The sequence below is a fragment of the Modestobacter muralis genome, assembly GCF_010682105.1.
GTDB classification, from domain to species: Bacteria; Actinomycetota; Actinomycetes; order Mycobacteriales; family Geodermatophilaceae; genus Modestobacter; species Modestobacter muralis.
Window position 1 is genome coordinate 42,251 of sequence record NZ_JAAGWH010000039.1, and the last position, 22,886, is coordinate 65,136.

A 22,886-nucleotide genomic window follows, 5' to 3' on the forward strand; every position below is an offset into this window, starting at 1 on the left:
GCGTGAGCACGGTGCTTGACGGGGTGAACCTGACCGTCGGCGCTGGTGAGGTCGTGGGCCTGCTCGGGCGCAATGGCGTCGGCAAGACGACGCTGATGTCCACACTGATGGGCTGGCTGTCGCCGAGCGCCGGATCCGTTCGGCTAGGCGACCGGGAAATCGCCGGGCTGCCGACGCACCAGATCGCCCGTGCCGGCGTCGCCATCGTCCCCCAGGGGCGGCGGGTGTTCGCGCCGCTGACCGTGGAAAACAACCTGCGGATCGCGCACAAGGGCTCGCAACGCTGGACCATCGAGCGCATTTTTGAGATCATGCCGCGGCTGGCCGAGCGCCGGCGCAACCGCGGCGACCAGCTTTCGGGTGGTGAGCAGCAGATGCTGGCCATCGCCCGTGCCCTGTTGCTCGACCCAGCGTTGCTCCTGCTGGACGAGCCGTCCGATGGTCTGGCGCCCTCGGTGGTCACCCAGGTGATGGAAATCCTCGCCAGCCTCCGGGGAGAGGGGCTGTCGGTGCTGCTCGTGGAGCAGGACCTGCATGTGGCGTTCAGCGTCGCTGACCGGATCCTGGTAATGCAGAAAGGCCGGATCGTCCATGACTCGACGACCGAGGAGTTCCGCAGCGACGGGGAACGGGGACGGCGCCTGCTGGGCATCGCCTGAGCAAGCTGTGAGGGTGAGGTCAAGTCCTGTCTTCGGCGGCGCGCGGCCCCACACGGTACGCACGCAGCGATGACGGTCGGGTGCCGCTAGGGCTCAATGTGCCCACATCGGACGGGGGAGCGGCGGGGCGCCAGGGGCGAACTCCTGCCCAATCAGAAACCGTCGGCCCTGGGTCGGCCTTCCCACGAGAGGGGGCCCGCTGGTGAGGGGGTGGCCGCACCAGCGGCCCGCGCGGACCGGTCAGCCCGCGGCCGGCCGGTCCGGCAGCTTCCCCTGCTGACGCGCCTTCTCCTCGTGGTAGTGCCAGACCTTGCGGGCGATGGATGGCTGCCAGTTCGTCGTCCGGGTGCGTTCCAGATTCTCGCCGCCGTCAGTGCCAGTGGACCCGCGACGAGAGGGAGGGCAATCATCGCGACGGTGCCGTAGATGGTGACGAGAGCGATGGCCAGTGCGACGTCCTCCTCGTCGGCCTCGGTGGAGGCGTGGACGGCCGCGACGGCGGCGGCTCCACAGATGGAGAAGCCGCTAGCCACCAGGACCGTCAGATCCCTGCCCACGTGGAGTAGCCGGCCGAGCAACAGGGTCCCGAGGAACGTCAGCACGACGGTGAGGACGACGACCCCGATACCGGACGCTCCCAGACCCAGGATGTCGCCGACCGCCAGCTGCAGCCCGAGGAGAACGATGCCCACCCGTAGCACTCGCCGCTGGGTGAAGGCCAGGCCCGGCCGCATCGCGGGGCGCAGCAGACCGGCGTTGGCCCCAACGGCTCCGAGGGCGACGGCGACGAGCAGTGAGCTCACGGTGGGGAGAAGGGTCGTGGCAAGGAACGCGACGACGACGGCGCCCGCAGTGACCAGGAGGCCCGGGACCAGCCGCAGTTGGGTCGTCAGGTACTCACCCAACCTGGTGTCGGGAGGCACGGTCACACAGGCAGTGTGGTGCCACCGGCGCACATGGCCATCACCGTGCTCGGGCGGCCAGAAGGAAAACTTATGGCCGGCCGGCCGTGCATGGGCACGGTGCGGGCGATCGGTCCCGGCTCCGCCGCCCGGGGTCGGGACGGCGCGGGCCGCCGCGGGGGCGAGCTCCTCCGGGTGCGCGTGGTCGACGTAGAGCCGCGCGCCGTTGGTGAGGATGACGTTGGCCATCCCGGCGTCCTCGTCGAGGTCGTTGTGGTCCAGCGCGCTGGCCGGCGACAGGTCGAACCCGCGGGCGTCGCGCAGCGGCGACAGCGGCCGCGAAAGCCGCCTCGACCCGGTGGTCGGCAGCGACGTCCTGCGGTTCGACCCCGGGGAGCACGCTCGATGGCGGGCTGACTACGTGTTCACCCGCGCGGAGAGCGGCGTCGTGACCGGGTGGACGGGGTCGCCGACGCCGCCGAGGAGCGTGCTCCTCTCCGCCGAGGTCAGCCCTGGAGGCGGGTGGAGAACTGCTTCAGGGCGCGGCGCCGAACGGCGGCCGTCGCGGTGTTGTCGATGTCGAACGACCGGCCGGCGCGGAAGGACTCGCCGATCAGCGAGCTGCTGCGACGGATCCGCGACTTCGCGGCGGTCGAGCGGCGAGGACGGGGGGTGTTGGGGACGGTCATCGTGCAACTCCTTCGTGCGTCCCCGCCGGCCTGCGCGACAGCCGTATCGCGCCCGGGTGCTCGCGGCGGGGCATGTGTCATGTAACTCCCGAGCGGCACGCAACCATGCCTTGACCAGCCGTGATGCTGCTCACCGGCCCCCATGGGGTGAGAGCCGACAGTCCTCGGGCGGCTGTGCGTCTGACCACGACCGCTGTCGCCCACGTGCAGCGCGTCCCTGCCTCCAGCGAGCCGTTGGCGGACGTCGCGACCGGGCGGGCAGTCGGCGCCCGGTCGCCCGCGGGTGACCCGACAGCGGCTCGCCGGCCACGGAAGCCGGGGACTCTCGGTTACCTGCACCGGTCCTCGCCCGTCGTTCCGGGCCAGATCAGGCGCCAGGCCAACCGAGCTGATCAGCATGTCGCGGCCGGCTCCGGCGAGGAGCGGTAGGACCTATGGACCATCGGCGGATTCCATGCTTGAGTGACCCCCTTGCATGACGCCGGTCACACCGGTCCGCACACCGACCGAGGAGTCCGCTGGGTGGCTGACAAGCACTGCGGGTACGACGTCGTCCCCGGCAAGCGGCGGATCGGGTCCTCGCACGAGTCGGGCCATCCGCTCCGGCGACGCCCGGGGCGGCCGGAGCTCGGCCGCTCGCGGCGGCCGCTGGTGCCGGTGCGATACACGGCGAGGCGGTCGCCGGCCGACACCTGCTCGGCGGGGGTGGCTGTGCAGGCGCGTGCCGAAGACGAGGACCCCCCGGCCGGCTACGGGATGACCGAGCCGCTGGCGTCGGTCGCGGTCCGGCCAGCGTTGGTCAGGGGCCAGGTGGCGGCTGCTTCGGGAGGCCGCTGGTGACCGTGCGGCATCGGCCTGACCCCGAAGGTCAGCCGATCGCCGGCGAGACAGCCGGCAGGTCGTCCGGACGAGCGCCGTCGAGGCCTGCTCGAGTCGTCTGCCGGTCAGCGGGTTCGAGAAAGAGGCGTTCGAGCGCGGCACGCTCGCGTAGGAGGCCCAGCCGTTCGACACGCGCCTCGGGTGACTGTCCGTCCGGCGCCTCGAGGAGGTTGCGCGGTCGCTTCGCCGTTACCAGAACTGCCCATCAGGAGGTCGCTCGCGACTAGCGTGCGCATCCCACTGGTCGTCCCCCACTCTCCCGTGCTCCCACCCCTGTCGAACCCTCCGGAACGGACAGAGACTCCCTCCCATGCTCGAGACCTTTTTCAGCAGCCTGGTCGGCATCTTCGAGCCGGTCACGTTCCTCACCATGCTGGTGGGTATCGCGATCGGCTTCGTTGTCGGCATCCTTCCCGGGCTAGGCGGATCGGTCAGCCTCGCGCTGATGTTGCCCTTCACGTTCTACATGGAGCCCGTGCAGGCCTTCGCCTTCCTGCTGGGGATGTACGTCGTCACGGCGACCACCGGTGACATCACCTCGGTGCTCTTCGGTGTGCCCGGCGAGGCGACGTCCGCCGCGACCGTGCTCGATGGTTATCCGCTGACGAGGCAGGGTCAGGCCGGCCGGGCGCTCGGGGGCGCGCTCGTGAGCTCGGCCATGGGCGCCATCCTGGGCGCCTTCGTACTGGCCCTCTCTGTGCCGATCATGCGCCCGCTGGTGCTCGCACTCGGCCCGCCCGAGTTCTTCATGCTGACGATCCTGGGGCTGAGCTTCGTGATCGCGCTGTCCGGCCGCGACATCGTCAAGGGCCTAGTCATGGCCGCCCTCGGCTTCCTCGTCTCGATGGTCGGCCTCGACCCGCAGGCCGGCGTGCCCCGGTACGCGTTCGACTCGCTGTACCTCTGGGACGGTATCAACATCGTGGCGCTGGTTGTCGGCCTCTTCGGCGGCGCGGAACTGCTGCAGCTGATGCTCTCCAAGACCAGCATCTCCCAGCGGATGAGCGCCGACCCGTACGCGGGCCTCGGTCAGGGCGTCAGGGAGGTCTTCAAGCACTGGACCGTCGTCGTCCGTTCGAGCCTGATCGGGATCGGGATCGGGATCATCCCGGGCATGGGCGGGTCGGTGTCGCAGTTCATCGCCTATGGCTCGGCCCAGCAGGCGTCGAAAGAGCCCGAGAAGTTCGGCAAGGGGTCGATGGAGGGCGTGGTCGCCGCCGGGGCCAACAACAACGCCAAGGACTCGGGCTCGCTGATCCCGACGATCGCCTTCGGCATCCCGGGCAGCGTGTCGATGGCGGTCCTCCTCGGCGCCTTCATCATCTCCGGCCTGAACCCCGGCCCGGAGATGCTGAACGAGAACCTGGACGTCACGTTCTCGATGGTGTGGATCATGGTGATCGCGAACTTGATCGCCGTCGTCGTCTCGCTGCTCCTGCTCAGGCAGCTGGTGAAGCTGTCCTTCCTCAAGGGCACCTGGCTGGTGCCCTTCCTGTTGATCCTGCTGTCGATCGGCGCGTTCACCGCCAACTACGCCTGGCAGGACGTCGTCGTCATGCTGGTCGCGGCCGCCCTCGGCGTCGTGTGCATCCACTGGGACTGGCCGCGGGTGCCGTTCCTGCTCGCGGTCGTCCTCGGGGCGACCGCGGAGCGCTACCTCTTCCTGTCCTACTCGCTCGACGGCTGGACCTGGCTGCGCGAGCCAGTGGTGCTCATTCTGGCTGTCCTGATCGTCCTGGTGATCGCGCTGCCCTACGTGCGACGGTCGCGCGACCGTCGCCGTGACGAGGCGGCGCGTGTCGCGGAGAACACGGAGGTGTCCCGATGACCAGGATGACCAAGAAGTCCGACGCGCCCGCCGCGGCAGGCGCCACCGCGCCCACGGGGAGAACGGCCATGGCACCTACGACCGACACCACCGTGCGTCGGCCGCGGGCCGGTGACTGGGTCTTCGCCGTCGTGGTGCTCGCTGTCTTCGTGGCAGGATTCTTCCTGAGCCAAGACTGGCCATTCCGGGCCGCGTTGTTCCCGATGATGGTCACCGTCGCCGGGGCAGTTCTCTCGCTGTTCAAAATCATCGGTCTGGCGCTGCAGGCGGTGCGGGGGCGCCGGTCGGTCGGCGGGGTCGCCGTCGTCCCGTCGCAGTGGGCGGCCGAACTGCCGGCGCAGCCGGTCGATTCCTCGCCGGAGGGCGCCAACGTGCGGACGGCGGCCGTCGCCGCCGAGGGCAAGCGAGCCGAGGGCACCGCCCAGGTCACCCCTGACGACGTCCAGATCGTCGACGACGAGCAGGAGGAGGACGCGAGCATGGAGTACGTGTTCGCCTCCGCCGGCGGACGCTCATGGGCGGAGGCCATGGCCTGGGTCACCGCCTTCTTCGTCTCCTTCTTCGTGCTGGGCGCATACATCACTGTGCCGGTGTACGCATTTGCGTACCTACTGGTGGCGGGCAAGGCGAAGTGGTGGGCGGCGCTGATCTACGCCGTCGTCACCGGGCTGATCATCTTCGTTGTCTTCCGTGAGGTCGTGTTCATCCCGCTGCCGGAGAGCCCCTTCCCGGGACTGGGCTTCTAGCCGCGGGCGCCCTGGAGCGGCCCCGCTCCAGGGCGCTGGCGGCAGCGCGGTCCTTCTGTTTCACGGGTGGTCGAGCAGGCCGATCCGGTACCAGGGCACGAGATCGTCCGGCACCGCCGACCGTCGAGGACGGCGAGATGGTCCGGCTGCACGAGGGGGTTGTGACCGGGAACGTCTGTGGCCGGTGACGTGAGGACACCGTCGCGCGTCGGCCGCGACGCCGAAGGCCCGCAACCCTTTCAGAATCAGGATCTGTGTTGCAGAGTGTGCGGTGTCGTCGCCCGCGTCGCCGCACGTCCGTGATCGGCGAGCGCTCGGGCCCGAGCGGAGAGGGAGCCCCTTGTCACAAGGACGGACCACGGAGGGTGTGCGGGACCAGCGCGCCGAACTGGCCGAGGCCAACCACGTACTCGTTGACCAGGGCATCCTCGACGGCTTCGGTCACGTCAGCGTGCGCTCGGCGGAGGACCCCGACACCTTCCTCTTGGCGCGCAATCTCGCGCCCGGGCTGGTGCAGCCCGAGGACGTGCAGGTGTTCACCCTGCAGGGCGAGACGGACGACCCACGCAAGCCCTATCTCGAGCGCTACATCCACTCCGAGATCTACCGGGCCCGGCCCGACGTCCGAGCGGTGGTGCACAGCCATTCGCCGGCCGTGATCCCGTTCGGGGTCTCCACGGTGCCGCTGCGGCCGATCCTGCACATGGCCGGCTTCCTGGCCCCGCGGGTGCCGGTGTTCGAGGCCCGGGACACGCTGGGCTCAGGGTCGGACCTGCTCGTCGGCACGGCCGCCTCCGGCGCCGCGCTCGCCGAAGTCCTGGGTGATGCCGCCGTCGTCCTCATGCGCGGACATGGGTTCACCTCGGTGGCTACCTCCATCCCCGAGGTCGTGTACCGGGCGGTGTACACAGGCGTGAACGCGCGAGTGCAGGCCGAGGCGCTGCGGCTGGGCGAGTGCACGTACCTGAGCGATGAGGAGGCTGCGGCCACGGTGGCCACCAACACTCCGCAGATCGGGCGGGCCTGGCAGTACTGGCGGGACCGGACCGCCTGAGTAGTGCATGCATGACAGGCAGCGGGTTGGTCGCTCGGGGCCCGCAACGGGCTCGGTCTGCATGTCGCCCATGCCCAGTGGAAGTCGTTGAACGCGTCGGCCACGGTGTAGCTGTGTACGACCTCGGCCACCGGGGGAGCAGGCCAACTACGTTGCCCCCACGGGCCTGGACCTCCCTCGATCCGGGGGAGCGCCGGGTGCGCGGCTCCTTCGGTGGGTTGTCATGCCTCGATCTGGTCGGCACGCTCGGGCGGATGCAGGGAGGGTCGGGCGGGTCGCCCCCGGCCGGTGACCTGACGAAGTGGGCGGCGGTCAGCGGCGTCGGCAGGTCCCCGTCGGCTGGGGCTCGGGGACCAGGTCGTCGTCGTCCGACGTTCCGCATCGTGTCCAGCTGGCTGAGGCGCGAGAGGGGCCGCCGGTCACGTCCGCTGGCGTCGGGGTGTGACGCCTAGCGCGTCCCCGGGTCGAGGCCATAGCGTTCAGCAAATGGTCTTACCACCGGCCGCCGAGGAGGCACCGCATGGAGCAGGAACGGACGAAGTCCCAGAGTCGCGAGCAGACCGCGCAGAACGTGCACGTCTACGACGACCACTACAAGCAGGCCCGGATCTACGTGCGGGAACTGGCCAGCAACCGGTACACCTTGACCGGGGAGCGGCGGGAACGCGTCACGACGGTTCCCCGCGTCTGGACCCCGACGCTGGGGGAGGGGCTGAGCCTCAAGGAGAACTGGAACATCATCGATCCCGGTGACGAGCAGTTCCGCACGCAGAGCCTGCACCTGCACTTCGTCGTGATCCAGCCCAACGGGCGCAACGACGGGCACGGGCACCAGAACGAGGCGCTGTTCTACGTGCTCGAGGGAAACGGCTACGAGACGCACGACGGCAAGGACTACCCGTGGCACACCGGTGACGCGGTCGCGGTCCACAACGACTGCGTCCACTGGCACAACAACCCGGACCCGGAGAAGCGCGCGGTCTGCCTGGTCATGAAGCCCAAGCCGCTGTCGCTGTTCCTCGGGCTCACCTTCCAGGGAAAGATCGGCACCAAGCCGGCCGACGAGGACCAGTGGGAGCCGCGCACCGAGTGGCTGACCGCCCGCCCCGAAGGTGACGAGTTCGTCCCCAAGGTGCTCACGCCGGCGGACACCGAGTGGCAGTGGACGGAGTTCGGCCACGTCCGCCAGATCGCCGGCAAGGGCGCGCCCCTGCGGATCAAGGGCACCGACGCCTACCTCCACGAGATCCCGGCCGGCAGTCGCTCCGGCAAGCGGTGGCAGATGGCCGACGAGGCCGTGCACGTCCTCGACGGCGAGGGCTACGACCTGCACTGGGACGTCGAGGCCGAGATCGCCGACCAGTTCTACGCGCGGGTGGCGAAGAAGCCCACCCGGTGGGACTGGAAGAAGGGCGACATGATCTGGGTGCCGCACAACACGATCGTGCAGCGCTTCAGCACCGGAACCGGCTCCGCGAAGCTCATCGGGGCGTCCAACAGCATCTACGCCGAGCTCGGCTACTCCCGCATCGTCCACTTCGAGAACGCGCCGGAGTTCGACGACGCGTCGCTGCGCGCCGCCGCGGGTGAGGGCTTCACGGCGCCGCCGACCGCCTGAACCGACACGACCGCGACCGCGCCGGGGCACTTCCGGCGCGGTCGCGGTCGCGTTCCGGGATCAGGCCGTCCGCGCCGTCTCGGCGAGGACCGCGTCGAAAGTCGCGATGTCGAGCCGCGGGTCGGGGGAGGCCTGGTCGAGGTCGAGGGCGGCCAGCTTCGCGTTCTGCACCAGGAAGGCGAGGTCGGCGCCGGTCAGACCCGTCGTCCGCGGGACCAGGTGGGCGATGACCTCGTCGAGGGTCAGCCCGTCCCCGAGCGCCGCGCCGGCCAGGTGGATGCGCAGGATCTCCGACCGGCCCGCCTCCTCGGGCGGGCCGACGTGCAGGTGGACGCCGAACCTGCCGGGACGGAGCGCGGCCGGGTCCACCATGGACATGCGGTTGGTGGCCCCGATGACGATCACCTGGCTGCGAGACTCCATCCCGTCGAGCTCGGCGAGCAGCTGGTTCACGACCCGCTGCGGCGCCCGGGTGCCCTCGTGCTCCAGATCGCTGCGCTGGGGGACGACCGCGTCCAGCTGGTCGAAGAAGACGATGCAGGGGGCCGCGCGCCGGGCGACGTCGAAGATGTGGCGGACGCTCTCCTCGGACTCACCGAGCCACTGGGAGAACAGCTCCGGGCCCTGGATGGGTAGGAAGTTGACACCGGACTCGCGGGCGATGGCCTGTGCCAGCAGCGTCTTGCCCGTCCCCGGCGGTCCGTACAGCAGGACGCCGAGGTTGCTGGACAGCCCGATCCGCTCGAACACCTCAGGATGCCGCAGCGGCTTCTCCACCAGGTCCTGCAGGCGGCTCTTGACGTGCTCGAGCCCGCCGATGTCGGCCCACGTCACCCTGGGGTAGGTGATGAGCGACTCGCGCATCGCCGCCGGCTGCACCGTGCGCAGCGCCGACTCGAAGTCGGCCCCGGTGACCACGAGGTCCTCCGCCGCCGGGTAGGACGCCATGGACGGTGCGTCCACGAACCGCGTCGAGGCCCGCCGCAGCGCGTTCAGGCCCGCCTCACGGCTGAGCTCCATGATGTCGGCCCCGACGAAGCCGTACGCACGGTCGGCGATCGCCGGCAGCGCCGCCAGCGCGTCCTCGGCCAGCGGCATCTCACGGGTCTGCACGCGCAGGATCTGCTCGCGCGCCTCCACCCCCGGGGTGGGGAAGTGGATCTCCCGGTCGAATCGCCCGGCCCGGCGCAGAGCCGGGTCGATCGCCTCCACCCGGTTCGTCGTGCCGATGACCAGGACCCCCTCCGCCCGCCTGAGCCCGTCGAGGAGGGCCAGCAGCTGGGTGACCGTCCGTGCCTCGGTCGTGCTGGTGGCCATGCGCCGGGCCGGGGCGATGGCGTCCAGCTCGTCGATGAAGATGATCGACGGCGGGTTGAGGCTGGCCTCGGCGAAGACCTTGCGGAGGTTCGCCTCCGTCTCACCGGAGAAGGTGCCGACGACCTCGGGGCCGTTGATGTAGAAGAGCTCGGCGTTGATCTCGTTGGCCACGCTGCGGGCGAGCAGGGTCTTCCCCGTGCCCGGGGCGCCGTGGAAGATCACGCCCCGCGGAGGATTGATGCCCAGCTGGCGGTACACCTGCGGGAAGATCAGCGGCAGCTCAACGAACTCCCGTACCTCGCGGATCTGCGGGGTCAGGCCGCCGACGTCCTCGAAGGTCGTGTCGAGCACCGTCTCCGAGACCTTGTCGTGGTCGTGCTCGTGGTCGCCGGGCCCGTGGTGGTGGTCGTCCTGGACCAGCCAGATCGTCGTCTCGCCGGTCACGACGCCCTCGTGCCCACCCGCGCCGTCCTCGGCGGGCGCGACGAAGTGCACCTCGTAGGTCACCCCGGCGAGACCGTCGGGGAGGCGGACGTACAGCAGCATCCCCGGCCGGACGGCGACGCGCTGCTCGGCCAGGACGCGCCGTAGCGTCGGCACCAGCTGCGGATCGAAGCGCTGGCTCATGTCCAGCCCGGGCACCAGGGCGACCTCCCGGGCGGGCGCCGGTTCCACCCGCTCCAGGGTCACCTGCTCGTGCGGATAGGCCTTGAGGGCCTGCCGGGTGAACCGGTCGACGCGCACGGCACCGGCTCGCGGCTCGTCCACCGGGCCCGCGACCCGGCACAGCGCGCTGCGCCCGCGCTCCGTGGAGATCCGCACGACATCTCCTTCGCCTGCTCCGACCGCCGCTCGGACGTCGGGGGCCAGGACGACCGTGCACAGGTGGGCGACCCGGTAGTCGATCGGGCGGGAATCGACGACGGCAGGCGATGGCATGAGACTCCGTTCGACGGGGGGTCTGCCGCCGATGGTTGTCCTACGGGTCCGCCGGTGGCCAGGCCATTCTGCCGAGTAGCCGAATGCTCGGCGTGCCCCCGGGGTCCGTATCGCGGCGTTCGTCCCGTTGTGGGTTCTCGCCCCGGGTCTGATGGAGGCTCTCGATCCGCTGAGGACGAGAGTCATGGCGGCACCGGGAAGTACCCCGACGAGCTCCGGGAGCGAGCGGTCCGGCTGGTGCCCGACGCACGACGGGATCCAGCGACCGCACCGGGGCGTGCGGCGGATCGGTGACCAACGGGGGATCAACCCCGAGACGCTGCCCAACTGGATGGCCCATCCAGGGATCGACGAAGGCCACCGGCCCGGCACCGCCACCGATGACGCGACGCGGTTGGCGGAGCTGGAGCGGAAGAACCGGGAGCCCTGCCGGGCCAGTGCGATCTTGAAGTGCATCGGATCTCTTCGCGGCGGAGCTCCACCGCCCACAGCGGTGATCGTCGAGTCCATCGACGTCCACCGGGATGAGCACGGGGTCCAGCCGATCGGCGCGCAGCTGGAGATCGCGCCGGGCCTGCTACGCCATGAAGACTCGCGAGCCGTCAGCGCGGTCGGTGACCGATGCGGCGGCCACGGCGGTGATCGAGCGGGTGCATGCGGAGAACTTCGGCATCTACGGCGCCCGCACGGTGCACACGCATCTGCGCCGGCAGGGCCACGCCGTGGGCCGGTGCACGGTCGAGCGGCTGATGCGCAGCGTCGGGCTACGCGGCATCACCTGGGCGAGGGGCCCGTGGGCCACGATCCCCGGAACCGTCCGGACACCCGCCCGGACCTGGTCGAACGGGCGTTCACCGCGACCGGCCCGGACCAACTGTGGGTCGCCGGCATCACCTCTGCTCGCAGAGGTCGGCGTCCGGTGGGCGGCCCTCGGCGAGCAGGTCGAGCAGCCTCCGGGCCGGTGCGGTCAGCGGTCGCCCGCGGCGCCAGATCGCCCGCAAGGGCCGGCGCAGGTCGACCCCGGACAGGGGGACCTCGACCAGGGAGCCCCTGGCCAGTTCCGCCTCAACGGCCAGGGCAGAGAGCACGGCCGGCGCGAGGCCGGACAGCACGGCGCCCTTGACCGCCGTGGTGGAGGAGGCTTCCAGCGCCGCCGGTGCCAGCGGCCCCGCCGTCTCGAGCACCAGCGCCAGTGTCTCCCGGGTGCCCGAGCCGCTCTCCCGCATCACCAGGCTGGTCCGCGCCAGCTCTGCGGGTGACAGCGGCTCGTCCAGCCGGCTCCAGGGATGGTCCGGAGGAACGACCAGCGCCAGCCGGTCGGACGCCACGGTCCGCCAGGACAGCTCGCCGGGGAGAGCGCCGAGGGTCTCGACGAAGCCGAGGTCCGCCTCGTCGCGGCGGACCGCCTGCACGGTCGCCGCGGAGTTGCCCATCGCGAGGCCGATACCGAGGGCGGGGTAGCTGCGGCGCAGCTCCACCAGCCACCGCGGCAGGAGGAACTCAGCCGTCGTCAGACTGGCGGCCAACCGCAGGGGCGCGGAGTTCCCCTGTCGGAGTGCCTCGGCGCCGGAGGTCAGGCGGTCGCGCGCGATCAGCACCGATCGTGCCCATTCCACGACGAGGGCACCGTGGGCGGTCAGCTCCGAACCGGTTCGGTGCCGGTCCAGCAGGGCCAGGCCCAGTGCCGACTCCAGCGCCCGCAGGCGTTGGCTCGCGGCCGGTTGGCTGATGCCCAGGTGCCGTGCAGCCAATCCGAGGCTGCCGGTCTCGGCGACCGCGACCAGCAGTTCCAGCTCACCCAGGGTGGCGCCTGTCATGACCACGGCCTGTAGGTCAGTCGCTGAGGCTGGGTGGACGGGCGATCCGGCCACTCGTCGCAGACTGCCTGCGTGACCGAACGCCCCGTTGCCGACAACGGCGGGCGCTCGTCGGTGGGTCCGCTCCTGCCCGGCCTGGCCGTGGTCGCCCGGGCCCGCATCGTCGCCATGTCGATCACGACCCTCTGCTCGCGGCAAGTACCCAGCGTCGGCTCCTACGGTTCAGCATCGTGCTCCTCGGGCTGCAGCTGGCGGTCGGGGACATCATCGATCTGGTGACTCGGGGCTCGAAACCGTAATGATCACCGTGGTGTCCACCCTGGGCGGCAGCTTCCCCCGGGGCCGGGTGCTAAAGGCTGGCGGAAGCTCTCGTTCGCTCTCGGCACCGGCGTGCGTTCGCCGTCCTGCTCGGGATCGGCCGGCGCGCGTCGCTGCTGGGGGCCGGACGGACGCTGCCGGCCGGAGTGCGAGCCCCGGCTCCCCGGGTGGGGCCGGGGCTCGTGCGCGTGTGCGACGGCATGGATTTCCGGGGTTGGGCGCGTCGCGCAACTCCCGTCCGGGGTCGCTCAGGTGGGTGTCGCGCGCTCCGCGGGATCGACGACCGGCGTGGGCCGCGCCGCGCTCCCGGCCCGGCGGCGCAGCCGGCGGAGCGTGGGTAGCAGAGCGACGGCCGCGACAGCAGGGGCCAGGCCGCTGAGCAACAGCCCGGCGCGTGCGCCGAACTCCTCGCAGACCCAGCCGAGCAGCGGCGCACCGATCGGCGTGCTGCCCAGGAACACCGTCGCGTGCAGGGCGATGACCCGCCCCTGCATCGAGGCGTCGACGCTCAGCTGCAGGAGCACCCGAGCGAGGGTGTTGAAGCTGATGTTGGTGATCCCGAGCCCCACCAGCAGCGCGAGCGCGGCGAGGAGCCCCGGCGCACCGGCCAGGAGCATGCTGACGAGGGAGAACGCGCTCGCCCACAGCAGGAGTGACCAGGAGCTGATCCTCTCCCGGCCGGCAATGGCGAGGGCGCCGATCACCGCTCCGGCGCCCATCGCCGACGTGAGCCATCCGTACGTCGCCGCGCCGCCGTCGAGGACGTCCCGGGCGAAGAGCGGCAGGACGACCCGGAAGTTCTGGCCGAAGAGCGCGACGACGGCCACCAGCAGCATGCACGCCCGCAGGTCGGGCCGGTCCCACACGTAGCGCAGGCTCTCCCTCGCCTGGCCCGGCCGACGGGGAACGGGCTTCGCGCGGTGGAGGAGGGAGGCGTCGATGCGCCAAAGGCTGGCCAGCACTCCGATGAAAGAGGCGGCATTGACGGCGAAGGCCATCCCGCTGCCGGCCAAGGCGATCAGCAGTCCGGCCATGGCTGGACCCAGCAGTCGCCCCAGGTTGTGGATCGTGGAGTTGAGCGACTGTGCGTTGACGTAGTCCTCCGGCCCCACCATCTCGGTGATGAACGCCTGGCGCGCGGGCACGTCGAGGACGGTGACGAGGCCCAGGCCCAGGGCCAGGGCGAAGACCATCCACAGCTCAACGGTGCCGGTGAGGGTGAGAGTGGCGAGGACGGTGGCCAGGACCGCGCTGACGGCCTGTGTCCACATGATCGTCCGGCGCCGGTCCAGTCGGTCGACGAGGACCCCGCCCCAGACGCCCAGGAACAGGGTGGGGAGCGCCTGCAGGGCGGTGGCAATCCCGACGGCGAAGGCGGAGTCGGACAGTTCGAGCACCAGCCAGTCCTGCGCCACCCGCTGCATCCAGGTGCCGGTCACGCTGACGGCATGGCCGGTGAAGAAGGTGCGGTAGTTCGGCACCCGGAGGGATCGGAAGGCACGTTGGCGCCAGGGTGGCGGGCGCTCACCGATGGGCGTGCCCGGCCGCCGGAAGGACGGGAGCCATCGCATGCGGCGCACCCCCCTTCGACCGCCGGTCCGGAGGTATTACCTTAAAGCCAACGCGATGACGGCCACACGGCTACTCCATCTGAACGAGAACCCACAGTGCCTGACTCGCAGCTGTCGCCGTCGTCGCTCTGGGGGCATGGGCGCCCCGGTCGTGCGGTATCTGCTCGACGCGGGGATCGGCGTGCGGGTCCACGACTTCGATGACGCCAGACTTCGATGACGCCACGATGAACGCGCGGTAGCCAGGGGGCCCGGTCGATCCCCTCGCTGCCGGGCGTTGCCCGACGCGCGGATCTGCTGGTTGTCGTCGTCCCTATCGACCAGGACGTGGAGTCTCTGCCCCGGGCTCGCCGGCCTGCTCGCCGGCTGCGAGGAGGAGGCGGTGGTGCTGCTCTACGGCTCCTGGCTCAACCGGAAGGTTGCCGAACTCGGGCCCGAGCTGGGCGCAGCTCGCGCTCTCCTGCTCCGTCTTTCCCGGTTCGGTTGGCGCACATGCCGTGCGCCGCGCCGGGACATCACCGTCCCCGCCGTTCGGCGGATGTAGAACGGCGGGGCACCCGATGCGCCGTCCGGTCGGTGCGTATCCGGCGAGGTCGCCTCACAGTCAGTGGAGCGGGCTGTCCAGCGCGCGCTGGCGGGAGGCCTCGATCTCGGCCTCGATCTCGGCCTCGGCCCGGCCGACCCCCTGGCACCGCCGCCGCCGAAGCCGGCCACCGAGTCCGCTACGTCACCACCGCCGCCCTGGTCAACGAGCTCGTCGAGGCCGCCGATGACAAGCAGCTCTCCCGCGTCGTCGGCCGCTACGCCCGCATCGACCTCCTCTGCCTCGACGAAATCGGCTACGTCCACCTCGACCCCCGCGGCGCCGAGCTGCTCTTCCGGATCATCACCGAACGAGAGGAGAAGGCCTCCATCGCCTGCGCCTTCAACGCCCCGTTCTCCGAGTGGAGCCAGACCTTCACCGACCCCCGGCTCGCGGCCGCGATCGTGGACCGGCTCACCTTCCGCGGCCACGTCATCGCCACCGGCACCGACTCGTACCGGCTACGCGCCACCCGCGCCGCGAAGACGGGAGTCGCCACCAACTGACCCCACCGTCGTCGCACACCGGCAGCTCAGGCCGCCTGACCCAACCTGTCACCTATCCGTGCAGCAGTCCCCATCGACGCCCCTCGCCCTGTGCGGAGGGCGTTGCTGTCTGGCCCGCCGCAAGACGACTTACAGCCGTGTAAGCAACGGACCTGACGCCCGTACGAGATCAGGCCCGGCCGCTTATGCCAAGCGCTGACAAGGACTTCTGGCGCATTTGCCATAACATATCGGCCTGTCGCTGTCTACTCAACGCCAGATGTACTGGAGGGCCGCGTCGGGACTTGTCGCGCGGAGACCCAAGAGGGCGGCGGTCGTTGGCACGTCAGCTGGTGAGTCGCTCGGACAAGACGTCAGCCACGCCGACCATCCAGGGCCAGCGTCCGTGGGTGGCAATCGCCTGGTCCAGGTCATCGCCTCGGCCGGGGAAGCTTTCGCGCAGGGTCTGCTGCAACTGGTGACCGTCAGTGGCGGGTGGATGGGCTGCGACCGCGTCGACGATGTCAGGGCGAATCAGCCGCAGCCGAACTGGCTGGCGCCTGCTTAGGCTCTTGATGACGTCAGCGGCCAAGATCGGGATTTGCACGAAATTCGCTATTTGCGTCCCCCGCGCCCCTCGGGTGGCCAGGTATGGGTAGGTGGACGCAGGCACTCTCTAGGCACCCAATAGGGTCGTTATTTACAATTGCTCCTTCGCCGGAGCAAAGATCAACAGACCGCTGAGCTGCGGTAATACGCTTCGACCAACGCGAGCAAACGGATCAAGATCAAATCGCAGGCTCCATAGCGATGCCGCCGATAGCGCACGCCCCTTCGGCCGCGGTCGCACGGGCTATCGCGGGCCGGCTGCTGCGCGCTGTCGCGACACGGTGCGCTTGGTCGTAGCGAGCTGGCCTGCGATGTCCCGGAGCGACTGGCCGCGGTCGGTGAGGCGGTGGACGACCTGCGCCTGTTCAGCGGCGGTGAGGTCGGCGTACTGAATGCCGTCGCCGGCCATGGCGCGCTCGACGGCGATCTCGTCGACGTCGTCCTTCAGGAGCTCGGTGGCGGCCGGTGGAGGTGGGACGTCGTTGTCGATGTCGTCCCAGACCAGCGGCGGCAGCCAACCGTGCGCGACGGCGTGAGCTCGGGCGGCGTCGGCAGTGGCGCGCTGCACGCCGTTGTCTCGTGGCGGCGGGGTGTTCGACAGCCGCTCGTACAGCGTGGCGACGTCCTGGGCGGTCCGGGCGGTGACCGACAAGCTGGTCAGGCTGCGACGGAGACTGCTCGGGCGGCGGACGAGCTCGGTGGCCAGCAGCTCGAGCGACCAGCCGATTGCGACGAGGGCCTGCAGTCGGCGCCGGGTCCCGGTGGCGTCGACGCAACTGCGCGGAGCGCGGGGGTCGTCGACGCTGATGTTCAGGATTCGAACGGCGGTGGAGGGGCGGGTCCGCCGGTGGGCGCTGTCTGGAGCGGCCAGTTCGCGTACGTGGCTGACGGACATGTCGGCGAGCGACGCGATGCGCTGGACGCCCATCCCGGCCGCGCGGAGCGCGACGAGGTGTTCCTGCGCCGGGCCGGCGTCGACGAGCGGCTGCCAGCGGCCGTACGCACGCTGTCGGTTGGCGGTGCGTGAGACGGCGGTGTTGGCGGCGGTGCAGTCACTGCAGCGGCAGCGGTCCTTGACGTAGGCGGACCGGGTGCCGTGGACGTGCTGACTCCGTGGGTGGATGCACGCGCGAGGCGCCCGCGTGCGGGCTCGGTCCGCGCGACGGGCGTCCCGCTCGACGGCCAGCCGGTGCTTGTCGCAGGAGTGTCGACGGTGGTGGGCATCGGCCAGTGGGATGCTGGCGTAGTCGGCGGTGTAGCCGCAGCTCGAGCAGGTGCGGGTCGTCCTCATCGCCGGCGTGGCTGCCCGATCGACCTGTTGCCTCGGCCCCGGCCTGGAACGCCGGCGCGGATCACCATGTCGTCGATCCAGTCGGTGCGGACCGTGCCGGCGTCCCCGATGTGCTCGTCGAAGGCCATCGCCGTGAACTGCCGGGAGATGATCGACCACTCCGTGTCGGACAGCGGCCGTTCGAGGTGGGCTTCGGCTGTGAGCCGGTCGACGTAGGCCACGCTTGTCTGGAGCAGGTCGGCCAGATCGGTCAGCAGCCGGTACGTGTCTCCGCCGTAGGCGCTGACCAGCGCCGCGAGAGCCTGGCGCCGGCCGACCGGCCCACCCGGATCCTGGCGGCCGGTCGGGGTGGCACAGGGTCGTGGTGGCTCGGTCGACTCGAGGGCGGTTGCGTCGTCGGTGACCGGCTCCTCGCTGGGACGCGACATCGGTGCTCCTCCGGCAGCTGGTGCTCGCGTCGGGAGCAGGCGCCAGGGGACGTCGCGTTCTGACACCGGAGGCCTCGACCGTGGTCGGAGGCGCACGGAGCGAACAGCTGGCGCCGGCGGGAGGCCGATGTCCGTAGCGGGCGGCAGCCTGACCGACGCGCTCACTGAGCCTTCGGGGATCCCCATGCGGAACGGCAGAAGCTAAGGCGTCGGCGGCCGACAGCGACCGAGCGGCCGGTTCGGGCTGTGCGTGCGGCGGCCATGGCACCGGCGATGCTCGGCAGCCTGGGGCTCGTCGTCGTCGCGACCGGTGGGCTGGGCGCGTGGGCACTGCCGGCCCTACTGATCTGGGTCGGTTGTGGAGCGATCGCGCTCACCCGGGGCGGGGAGCGGGTCGCCGTGTGGGTGGCGTTCGGTTCCGCAGGCCGAGCCCGGCGCAGGCAGCGGTGTTCGATCCGCTCTGGTCTACAGCCCGGACGTCGGCCGGGACCCTCGCGGACGACGTCGAGCTGTACGTGCAGCGGAGCCTGCAGCTCAACGCCTACGCCGCCGGAGGGCGCAGCATCGCCGTCACCAGCCGGGTGCTGGACGAGCACAGGGCCGGTCGCGTGTCAGACGGTCAGGTGGTGGCTGTTCTTGTCCATGAGCTGGGCCATCACGCCACCGGTGCAACCCGGCCGGTGCTCCTCGCGATGTGGTGGTCCGCGCCGTGGCGCGCGTCAGCGAGACTGCTGACTGGTCTGGGGAGTGCCCTGGCCGGTCGTCGGGCCCGTCAAGGTCCCGGGTTCGAGAGCGTCTGTGTGGCCGTCATCGCCGTCGCGCAAGCAGCACTCCAGGGGCGCTGGCTGGCTGGGGGAGTGGTTGGGGCCGTCGCGGTGTACGCGGTGATCTGCCCGCTGGCCGACGCGTGGACCTGCCGGCGTGCTGAGTTCGCTGCTGATCGGTTCGCTGCCGACCATGGCGGGGCGCACGAGCTGGCCAGTGCTCCGCGTACTGCATGGTCCGTCGAGCACCGTCTCCGGCTGGTCGCGACGGCTGCTGGCAACACGCCAGACAGCCGACGAACGGATTACTGCTCTCGGGATGGTCGCCAGCGGCGGTCGCGGGTCGGTTCTCCGGCCCGGGCGCTGTTTCCCGTCCTCCGGCAGGCCGTTGGAGCTGTTCCTCGCCGAGTGGAGCTCGCTCGGCGTCACTCGGCCTGGGAGACGATGGCGGGAGCAGCAGGGTCGTTCGGCGGCACCACATTGGCGGCCGACGCCCAGAACGACGCGTGTAGGTGCTGTTCAGGTGACATGCCGGTAGGTCGTCAGCAACGCTCATTCTGACCACCATTTTGACCACCATTTGTGTCTGTGCGAGGTGGTTCACGGTGGTTCACGGGAGTACGGCCAAGGCGCTGACCTGCGGAGACGTACTTCGGTGAACTGCCCTGAACCTGCCGCCGACGACTGGGGGTCAAGGGGTCGCAGGTTCAAATCCTGTCAGCCCGACAGAAGAAGTTGCAGGTCAGAGGCGGGTCGTCCGATACGGGCGGCCTGCCTCTTGCTTCGAGCCAGCAACTCGACGCCTCCACCGTCTGAACGGAGAGACCGCGGCAGCGGTTCGCCCATGTCGGGCGCTGGCCCCAGGGCAGATCCTCGGAGGCGTCGGGCAGCATCCCGCGACATGACCGTCCCGGGACTGTGGCCGCGCAGTGAAACCCCGATCACCGCGCTGTTCACGCGCGCTACGGGATCCACCGCAAGGCGCACGATGTCCTGCAGCGGCCGAGCGAGAGGCCGGCGTCGCGGCGCGGCGCCGTGCACTACAGCCCGGCAAGAGCTGGAGGCCGCGGTCGTGCTGGCCATCTAGGACGCGAGTGCGCCCGCAGATCAGTGAGCGGGTGCCGGGACTGAGCGCACGCCGTCGGACTGGGCCCGGGCGCGGGACGAGTTCGAGGCCGCCGGACACTCGCCCGACGCGGCGCAGAGGCTGGCCGCGGACCACGTGGCATCCGAGGCGCATGACGCCGCCGCCGGCGGCACCATGAACGCGCTCGTGCGCCACCCCGACGACCTGGCCCACCAGGTCGTCGCCCGCATCCGTGCCAACGGTGAGCGCGACGCGACCAGGCGCCGGGCCGATCTGAGCCAGGCGCTGTCCGGCGGTGATGACCACGAAGCGGTCGAGGACCGGCTGCTGGCCGACGTGTCTGCCCGGCGGCCAGCCCGGGAAGCCGTCACCATCTCACGTCCCGAGCGCCCAGGGCGCGTGAGGAGCGCGGTGCCGGCTCCCCGGTACGGCAGGGAGGCCTCGGCCGCTGATCGCGGACTGACGAGGACGGGCGCCTTCCTCGAGGGGGTCGACGTCGGCTCGGTGAGTTGCAGGGCCGGAGGAGTTCAGCCCTTCCACGATCAGGACGACGGCACCGTCAGGGTCGGTCGGTGGGTTCAGGGCGCAGTCGTACGTTCCGAGGACTGGGCGAGGGCGGGTACCCAGCGCGCGGCCGCTTCGAGGGCGTCCGTGAGGGTGTCGTTGAAGGCGATCGCTGCACCGGGAGCGTGCTGACGGACCGCGTTGACGATCTGTTCGAACACCGGAAGGGGAACTGCGCCGACGCGCAGGCCCCGACCGACCACGACGCACGTCCAGTCGACCTCGGCCAGCTTGGTCGCGAGCAGTTCCTCGAGGTCGTCGTCCGGCCCGAACAGCCACGTCTCCAGCACGCCGGGCGGAAACCGCCCCGCCCCGGCTGAGAGCGTCGCAGCCAGCTCGTCGGCGTCCCACGGGCCGGGGAAGCGATGCGGGTCGATGCCGATCCACAGGACGCTGAGGCGTTGGCCGGGTGTCGCGGCGGATGTGACCGTCGCGGGTCGGGGCGGTTGAGCGCTCATGTGGAGATCTGTGTCGGATGCGTTCATCGTGGACGTCTAGTCGCGCAGGCCGGCAGCGAAGGACTTGATCGAGCGGATCTCGACCTTCCCGTTGTGTGCCACGTAGAGGGTGGTTGCGCGTGCCGCGATGGCCTTGATGCTCGCGGTGCTGCTGGCCGCGTCGTCGATGAACATCGGTCCCTGCGCGTGGTGGGTGATCGCCTTCTCGGTGAGGGCGTCACCGGCGAAGACGGTGCCGTCGTCGAGGACGATGCTCTGTGAGCCGGGGGTGTGGCCGGGAGTCCAGAAGGTCTTCCCGAAGCCCCCGTAGCGGGTGAGGTCCTCCTCGTCGCCGAACTCGAGGTCGGGAGTGACGGGGCGCTGTTCCTTCTTGTTGATGAAGGTGGCCAGGAGTCGAGCGAAGAGCCGTGTCGGAACGAGCTGCAGCCGTCCCCCGGCTCGGAGGGCCTCCGCATCCTTCTCGTGGATCGCGACGCGCGCGCCGGTCGCGGCACGAATCGCGTCGGCTGCACCGACGTGGTCGTAGTGGAAGTGGGTCAGCACGATCAGACCCAGCTCGGCGTCGAGGTCCCGCAACGTCGCCAGGACCTTGGGGGTGAGGCCGGGTTCACCGGCGTCGACCAGCATCGCCCGCTTCCCCTCGACGACGAGGTAGGAGGTGGAGACACCGCTGCGGAGGGGATGGATTTCCATGGTCTTGTCCTGTTCGGAGGTCGCTTCGCGCGAGTGCGACGTTGAGTCCTTCTATGTGTGTCCTTACAGCCGTAACCCTGACAGTGCACGACCTTGTCGTCAAGCACTGGGTCCATGGGTGACTCAGGAGTGCTGACTGTGGCGTGGCTGGGGGGCCCGGTGGAGGGGGTGCCGGACAGAGGACGCGGATGCCGGCAGCACTGGTTGCCTCGAGGGGGTCCCTGCCAACCGGGCGGCGTGAGAATACAGTCGTAAGGCATGAGTACCGAGGTGGAGCGACGCAGCAAGAACCCGAGGGGAGCCGGCGGGCGTCTTCGCGACGAGATCGTGGCGGCTGCGCGGGAGATGCTCGTCGAGCAGGGGCACGAGACGGCCATCACGCTGCGCGGTGTGGCTCGGCGGATCGGGATCGCTGCCCCGTCGATCTACACGCACTTCTCGACGCCGGAAGCCATCGTCCAAGCCGTCGTGGTGGACACCTTCGCCGAGATGACCGCCTACATCGACACCGCCAAGGCCGGGATCGAGGATCCGTGCGAGAGGCTGCTGGCCGGTTGTCGTGCCTACATGACCTTCGGACTCGAGAACCCGAATCTCTACGGGCTGCTCTTCACTCGGAACCGCCAGCTGGGCGGCCGCAGCCCTGAAGGACGCGCAGTCACCGAGGACGATCTCCGCGGGGGGTCCTTCGGTCAGCTGGTGCAAGGGGTGCAAGACTGCATCGACGCGGGGGTGTCCTCCGCGCCGTCCGCGCCAGGCGCCGCGCTCGAGCTCTGGGTGGCGATGCACGGACTGGTGTCGCTCCGCGGGGCGCAGTACCAGATGCCGTGGCCCCCGAGAGAGGCGATCGAGCCGTCGCTGGTGAGCGCGCTGGCACACCTGCGACCCTGAGGAACGTCAGGTCCGAGCGCGATGCCGCGACTGGAGTCATACCCGCCGGAGGCTCAGTCGAACAGTCCCTCCGGGGGCGTCTGCAGCGGCTCTCGCTGCTCCCCGAGGGCCCCGCTCGGGCTGGCACCCCGTGAAGGGGCCCCAGGTCTGGGCTCCCTTCCGTGATCGCGACGCCGTGCTGCTGGCGGCCGACTGCGCTGGACACGGGCGCATGGACATCCGCCGTGCCATGCCCGTCATCAGGACCACCAGTCCGCTGGAGGTGCGCGCCTTCTACGTCGGCTTCCTGGGTTTCCGAGTGGCGATGGACGAGGACGGGATGCTGATGCTCGCCTCGCGCAGCACACCGACCACACAGGTCATCGTGGCGTGGGAGAGCCCGACCGCGGTCGACCCCGAACTGGTCACTGTCGACCTGTCCCTCGAGGTCGCCGACGTCGATGCTGCGCTTGCTCAGGCGCAGGTCGACGGCTACGAGATCGTCCGTGCGCTGAGGGACGAGGCGTGGGGGACACGACGGTTCTTCGTACGGGACCCGACCGGGCGCATCGTCAACATCGCCAGCCACCTGTGAGACCTGGCCGGCGCCGCGCCGCAGAGCCAAGGGGGTTGTTCACCGCCATGGACTCGAGAAGACGGTGGGCGTGGGCCAGCGTGGAGTGGGCGGCGTCCTTCCGCGCGAATCCCGGTCGGTGG

Annotated in this window: 19 protein-coding genes and 1 pseudogene; 10 read left to right on the top strand and 10 right to left on the bottom strand. The window is 70.4% G+C overall.

The features are described 5' to 3' along the window. Positions 1-23 precede the first annotated feature (23 nt). Positions 24-659, top strand: coding sequence for an ABC transporter ATP-binding protein (locus GCU67_RS21415; RefSeq protein ID WP_211661389.1), 636 nt, complete (start codon positions 24-26; stop codon positions 657-659). A gap of 152 nt (positions 660-811) precedes the next feature. On the opposite strand, the gene GCU67_RS13860 is transcribed toward GCU67_RS21415, so the two are convergent. Then, complete coding sequence (locus GCU67_RS13860; protein ID WP_338105016.1) at positions 812-1,930, bottom strand: YeiH family protein; 1,119 nt, start codon at positions 1,928-1,930, stop codon at positions 812-814. 137 nt (positions 1,931-2,067) lie between these two features. Then, positions 2,068-2,250, bottom strand: a complete 183-nt coding sequence (locus tag GCU67_RS13865) for a hypothetical protein (RefSeq protein ID WP_163611809.1) — start codon at positions 2,248-2,250, stop codon at positions 2,068-2,070. Between the two features lie 1,189 nt (positions 2,251-3,439). Here GCU67_RS13865 and GCU67_RS13870 point away from each other — a divergent pair. From GCU67_RS13870 to GCU67_RS13885, 4 genes are all read left to right on the top strand, one after another. Continuing rightward, positions 3,440-4,957, top strand: a complete 1,518-nt coding sequence (locus GCU67_RS13870; RefSeq protein WP_163611810.1) for a tripartite tricarboxylate transporter permease — start codon at positions 3,440-3,442, stop codon at positions 4,955-4,957. Continuing rightward, on the top strand, positions 4,954-5,703 hold the full coding sequence (locus tag GCU67_RS13875) for a tripartite tricarboxylate transporter TctB family protein (protein WP_163611811.1): 750 nt from the start codon (positions 4,954-4,956) through the stop codon (positions 5,701-5,703). The genes GCU67_RS13870 and GCU67_RS13875 overlap by 4 nt, the downstream gene beginning before the upstream one ends. Positions 5,704-6,070: 367 nt before the next feature. Beyond that, on the top strand, positions 6,071-6,757 hold the full coding sequence (locus tag GCU67_RS13880) for a class II aldolase/adducin family protein (protein ID WP_211661391.1): 687 nt from the start codon (positions 6,071-6,073) through the stop codon (positions 6,755-6,757). A 520-nt stretch (positions 6,758-7,277) separates the two neighbouring features. Next, the gene (locus GCU67_RS13885) at positions 7,278-8,375 is read left to right on the top strand and encodes a cupin domain-containing protein (protein WP_163611813.1); all 1,098 of its coding nucleotides are present in this window, start codon (positions 7,278-7,280) and stop codon (positions 8,373-8,375) included. A gap of 60 nt (positions 8,376-8,435) precedes the next feature. On the opposite strand, the gene GCU67_RS13890 is transcribed toward GCU67_RS13885, so the two are convergent. Continuing rightward, positions 8,436-10,514, bottom strand: a complete 2,079-nt coding sequence (locus GCU67_RS13890) for an AAA family ATPase (RefSeq protein ID WP_163611814.1) — start codon at positions 10,512-10,514, stop codon at positions 8,436-8,438. Between the two features lie 701 nt (positions 10,515-11,215). Between GCU67_RS13890 and GCU67_RS23065 the strand changes: the two are divergent. Next, positions 11,216-11,395: pseudogene (locus GCU67_RS23065) on the top strand (IS3 family transposase); the annotation flags it as partial. A 126-nt stretch (positions 11,396-11,521) separates the two neighbouring features. On the opposite strand, the gene GCU67_RS13900 reads toward GCU67_RS23065, so the two are convergent. Both GCU67_RS13900 and GCU67_RS13905 read right to left on the bottom strand, forming a co-directional pair. Continuing rightward, positions 11,522-12,448, bottom strand: a complete 927-nt coding sequence (locus GCU67_RS13900) for a LysR family transcriptional regulator (protein ID WP_163611815.1) — start codon at positions 12,446-12,448, stop codon at positions 11,522-11,524. A gap of 566 nt (positions 12,449-13,014) precedes the next feature. Continuing rightward, a complete protein-coding gene (locus GCU67_RS13905; protein WP_246215120.1) occupies positions 13,015-14,337 on the bottom strand; it encodes an MFS transporter in 1,323 nt (440 codons plus the stop codon). Positions 14,338-14,913: 576 nt separating this feature from the next. Here GCU67_RS13905 and GCU67_RS13910 point away from each other — a divergent pair. Then, entirely contained in the window at positions 14,914-15,426 is a 513-nt protein-coding gene (locus GCU67_RS13910) for an ATP-binding protein (protein WP_338105008.1), read from the top strand. A 325-nt stretch (positions 15,427-15,751) separates the two neighbouring features. On the opposite strand, the gene GCU67_RS13915 is transcribed toward GCU67_RS13910, so the two are convergent. The 3 genes from GCU67_RS13915 to GCU67_RS13925 all read right to left on the bottom strand — a co-directional run bounded on the left by GCU67_RS13915 (position 15,752) and on the right by GCU67_RS13925 (position 17,733). Further along, positions 15,752-16,012 carry a hypothetical protein gene (locus GCU67_RS13915; protein WP_163611817.1) on the bottom strand — a complete coding sequence of 87 codons (261 nt, stop codon included), beginning with the start codon at positions 16,010-16,012 and terminating at the stop codon, positions 15,752-15,754. A 246-nt stretch (positions 16,013-16,258) separates the two neighbouring features. Continuing rightward, positions 16,259-17,305, bottom strand: a complete 1,047-nt coding sequence (locus GCU67_RS13920; RefSeq protein ID WP_163611818.1) for a helix-turn-helix domain containing protein — start codon at positions 17,303-17,305, stop codon at positions 16,259-16,261. Next, positions 17,302-17,733 carry a hypothetical protein gene (locus tag GCU67_RS13925; protein ID WP_163611819.1) on the bottom strand — a complete coding sequence of 144 codons (432 nt, stop codon included), beginning with the start codon at positions 17,731-17,733 and terminating at the stop codon, positions 17,302-17,304. The genes GCU67_RS13920 and GCU67_RS13925 overlap by 4 nt, the downstream gene beginning before the upstream one ends. A 446-nt stretch (positions 17,734-18,179) precedes the next feature. Between GCU67_RS13925 and GCU67_RS13930 the strand changes: the two genes are divergently transcribed. Then, positions 18,180-19,058: a M48 family metalloprotease gene (locus GCU67_RS13930; RefSeq protein ID WP_163611820.1), complete on the top strand. Its 879-nt coding sequence runs from the start codon at positions 18,180-18,182 to the stop codon at positions 19,056-19,058. Between the two features lie 1,104 nt (positions 19,059-20,162). Here GCU67_RS13930 and GCU67_RS13935 read toward each other — a convergent pair. Then, positions 20,163-20,633, bottom strand: coding sequence for a hypothetical protein (locus tag GCU67_RS13935; RefSeq protein WP_163611821.1), 471 nt, complete (start codon positions 20,631-20,633; stop codon positions 20,163-20,165). A gap of 9 nt (positions 20,634-20,642) precedes the next feature. Further along, positions 20,643-21,299: an MBL fold metallo-hydrolase gene (locus tag GCU67_RS13940; RefSeq protein WP_163611822.1), complete on the bottom strand. Its 657-nt coding sequence runs from the start codon at positions 21,297-21,299 to the stop codon at positions 20,643-20,645. Between the two features lie 258 nt (positions 21,300-21,557). On the opposite strand from GCU67_RS13940, the gene GCU67_RS13945 reads away from it, so the two are divergent. Beyond that, the gene (locus tag GCU67_RS13945; RefSeq protein ID WP_163611823.1) at positions 21,558-22,190 is read left to right on the top strand and encodes a TetR/AcrR family transcriptional regulator; all 633 of its coding nucleotides are present in this window, start codon (positions 21,558-21,560) and stop codon (positions 22,188-22,190) included. Between the two features lie 211 nt (positions 22,191-22,401). Next, on the top strand, positions 22,402-22,764 hold the full coding sequence (locus GCU67_RS13950; protein WP_163611824.1) for a VOC family protein: 363 nt from the start codon (positions 22,402-22,404) through the stop codon (positions 22,762-22,764). The last annotated feature ends 122 nt before the right edge of the window (positions 22,765-22,886 follow it).

What these genes read in the sequence shown, in the direction of transcription:
- GCU67_RS13865 (WP_163611809.1), bottom strand. Translation starts at nt 2,250, where the DNA reads ATGACCGTCCCCAACACCCCCCGTCCTCGCCGCTCGACCGCCGCGAAG.
- GCU67_RS13870 (WP_163611810.1), top strand. Translation starts at nt 3,440, where the DNA reads ATGCTCGAGACCTTTTTCAGCAGCCTGGTCGGCATCTTCGAGCCGGTC.
- GCU67_RS13875 (WP_163611811.1), top strand. Translation starts at nt 4,954, where the DNA reads ATGACCAGGATGACCAAGAAGTCCGACGCGCCCGCCGCGGCAGGCGCC.
- GCU67_RS13885 (WP_163611813.1), top strand. Translation starts at nt 7,278, where the DNA reads ATGGAGCAGGAACGGACGAAGTCCCAGAGTCGCGAGCAGACCGCGCAG.
- GCU67_RS13900 (WP_163611815.1), bottom strand. Translation starts at nt 12,448, where the DNA reads ATGACAGGCGCCACCCTGGGTGAGCTGGAACTGCTGGTCGCGGTCGCC.
- GCU67_RS13905 (WP_246215120.1), bottom strand. Translation starts at nt 14,337, where the DNA reads ATGCGATGGCTCCCGTCCTTCCGGCGGCCGGGCACGCCCATCGGTGAG.
- GCU67_RS13920 (WP_163611818.1), bottom strand. Translation starts at nt 17,305, where the DNA reads ATGAGGACGACCCGCACCTGCTCGAGCTGCGGCTACACCGCCGACTAC.
- GCU67_RS13925 (WP_163611819.1), bottom strand. Translation starts at nt 17,733, where the DNA reads ATGTCGCGTCCCAGCGAGGAGCCGGTCACCGACGACGCAACCGCCCTC.
- GCU67_RS13935 (WP_163611821.1), bottom strand. Translation starts at nt 20,633, where the DNA reads ATGAACGCATCCGACACAGATCTCCACATGAGCGCTCAACCGCCCCGA.
- GCU67_RS13940 (WP_163611822.1), bottom strand. Translation starts at nt 21,299, where the DNA reads ATGGAAATCCATCCCCTCCGCAGCGGTGTCTCCACCTCCTACCTCGTC.
- GCU67_RS13945 (WP_163611823.1), top strand. Translation starts at nt 21,558, where the DNA reads ATGAGTACCGAGGTGGAGCGACGCAGCAAGAACCCGAGGGGAGCCGGC.
- GCU67_RS13950 (WP_163611824.1), top strand. Translation starts at nt 22,402, where the DNA reads ATGGACATCCGCCGTGCCATGCCCGTCATCAGGACCACCAGTCCGCTG.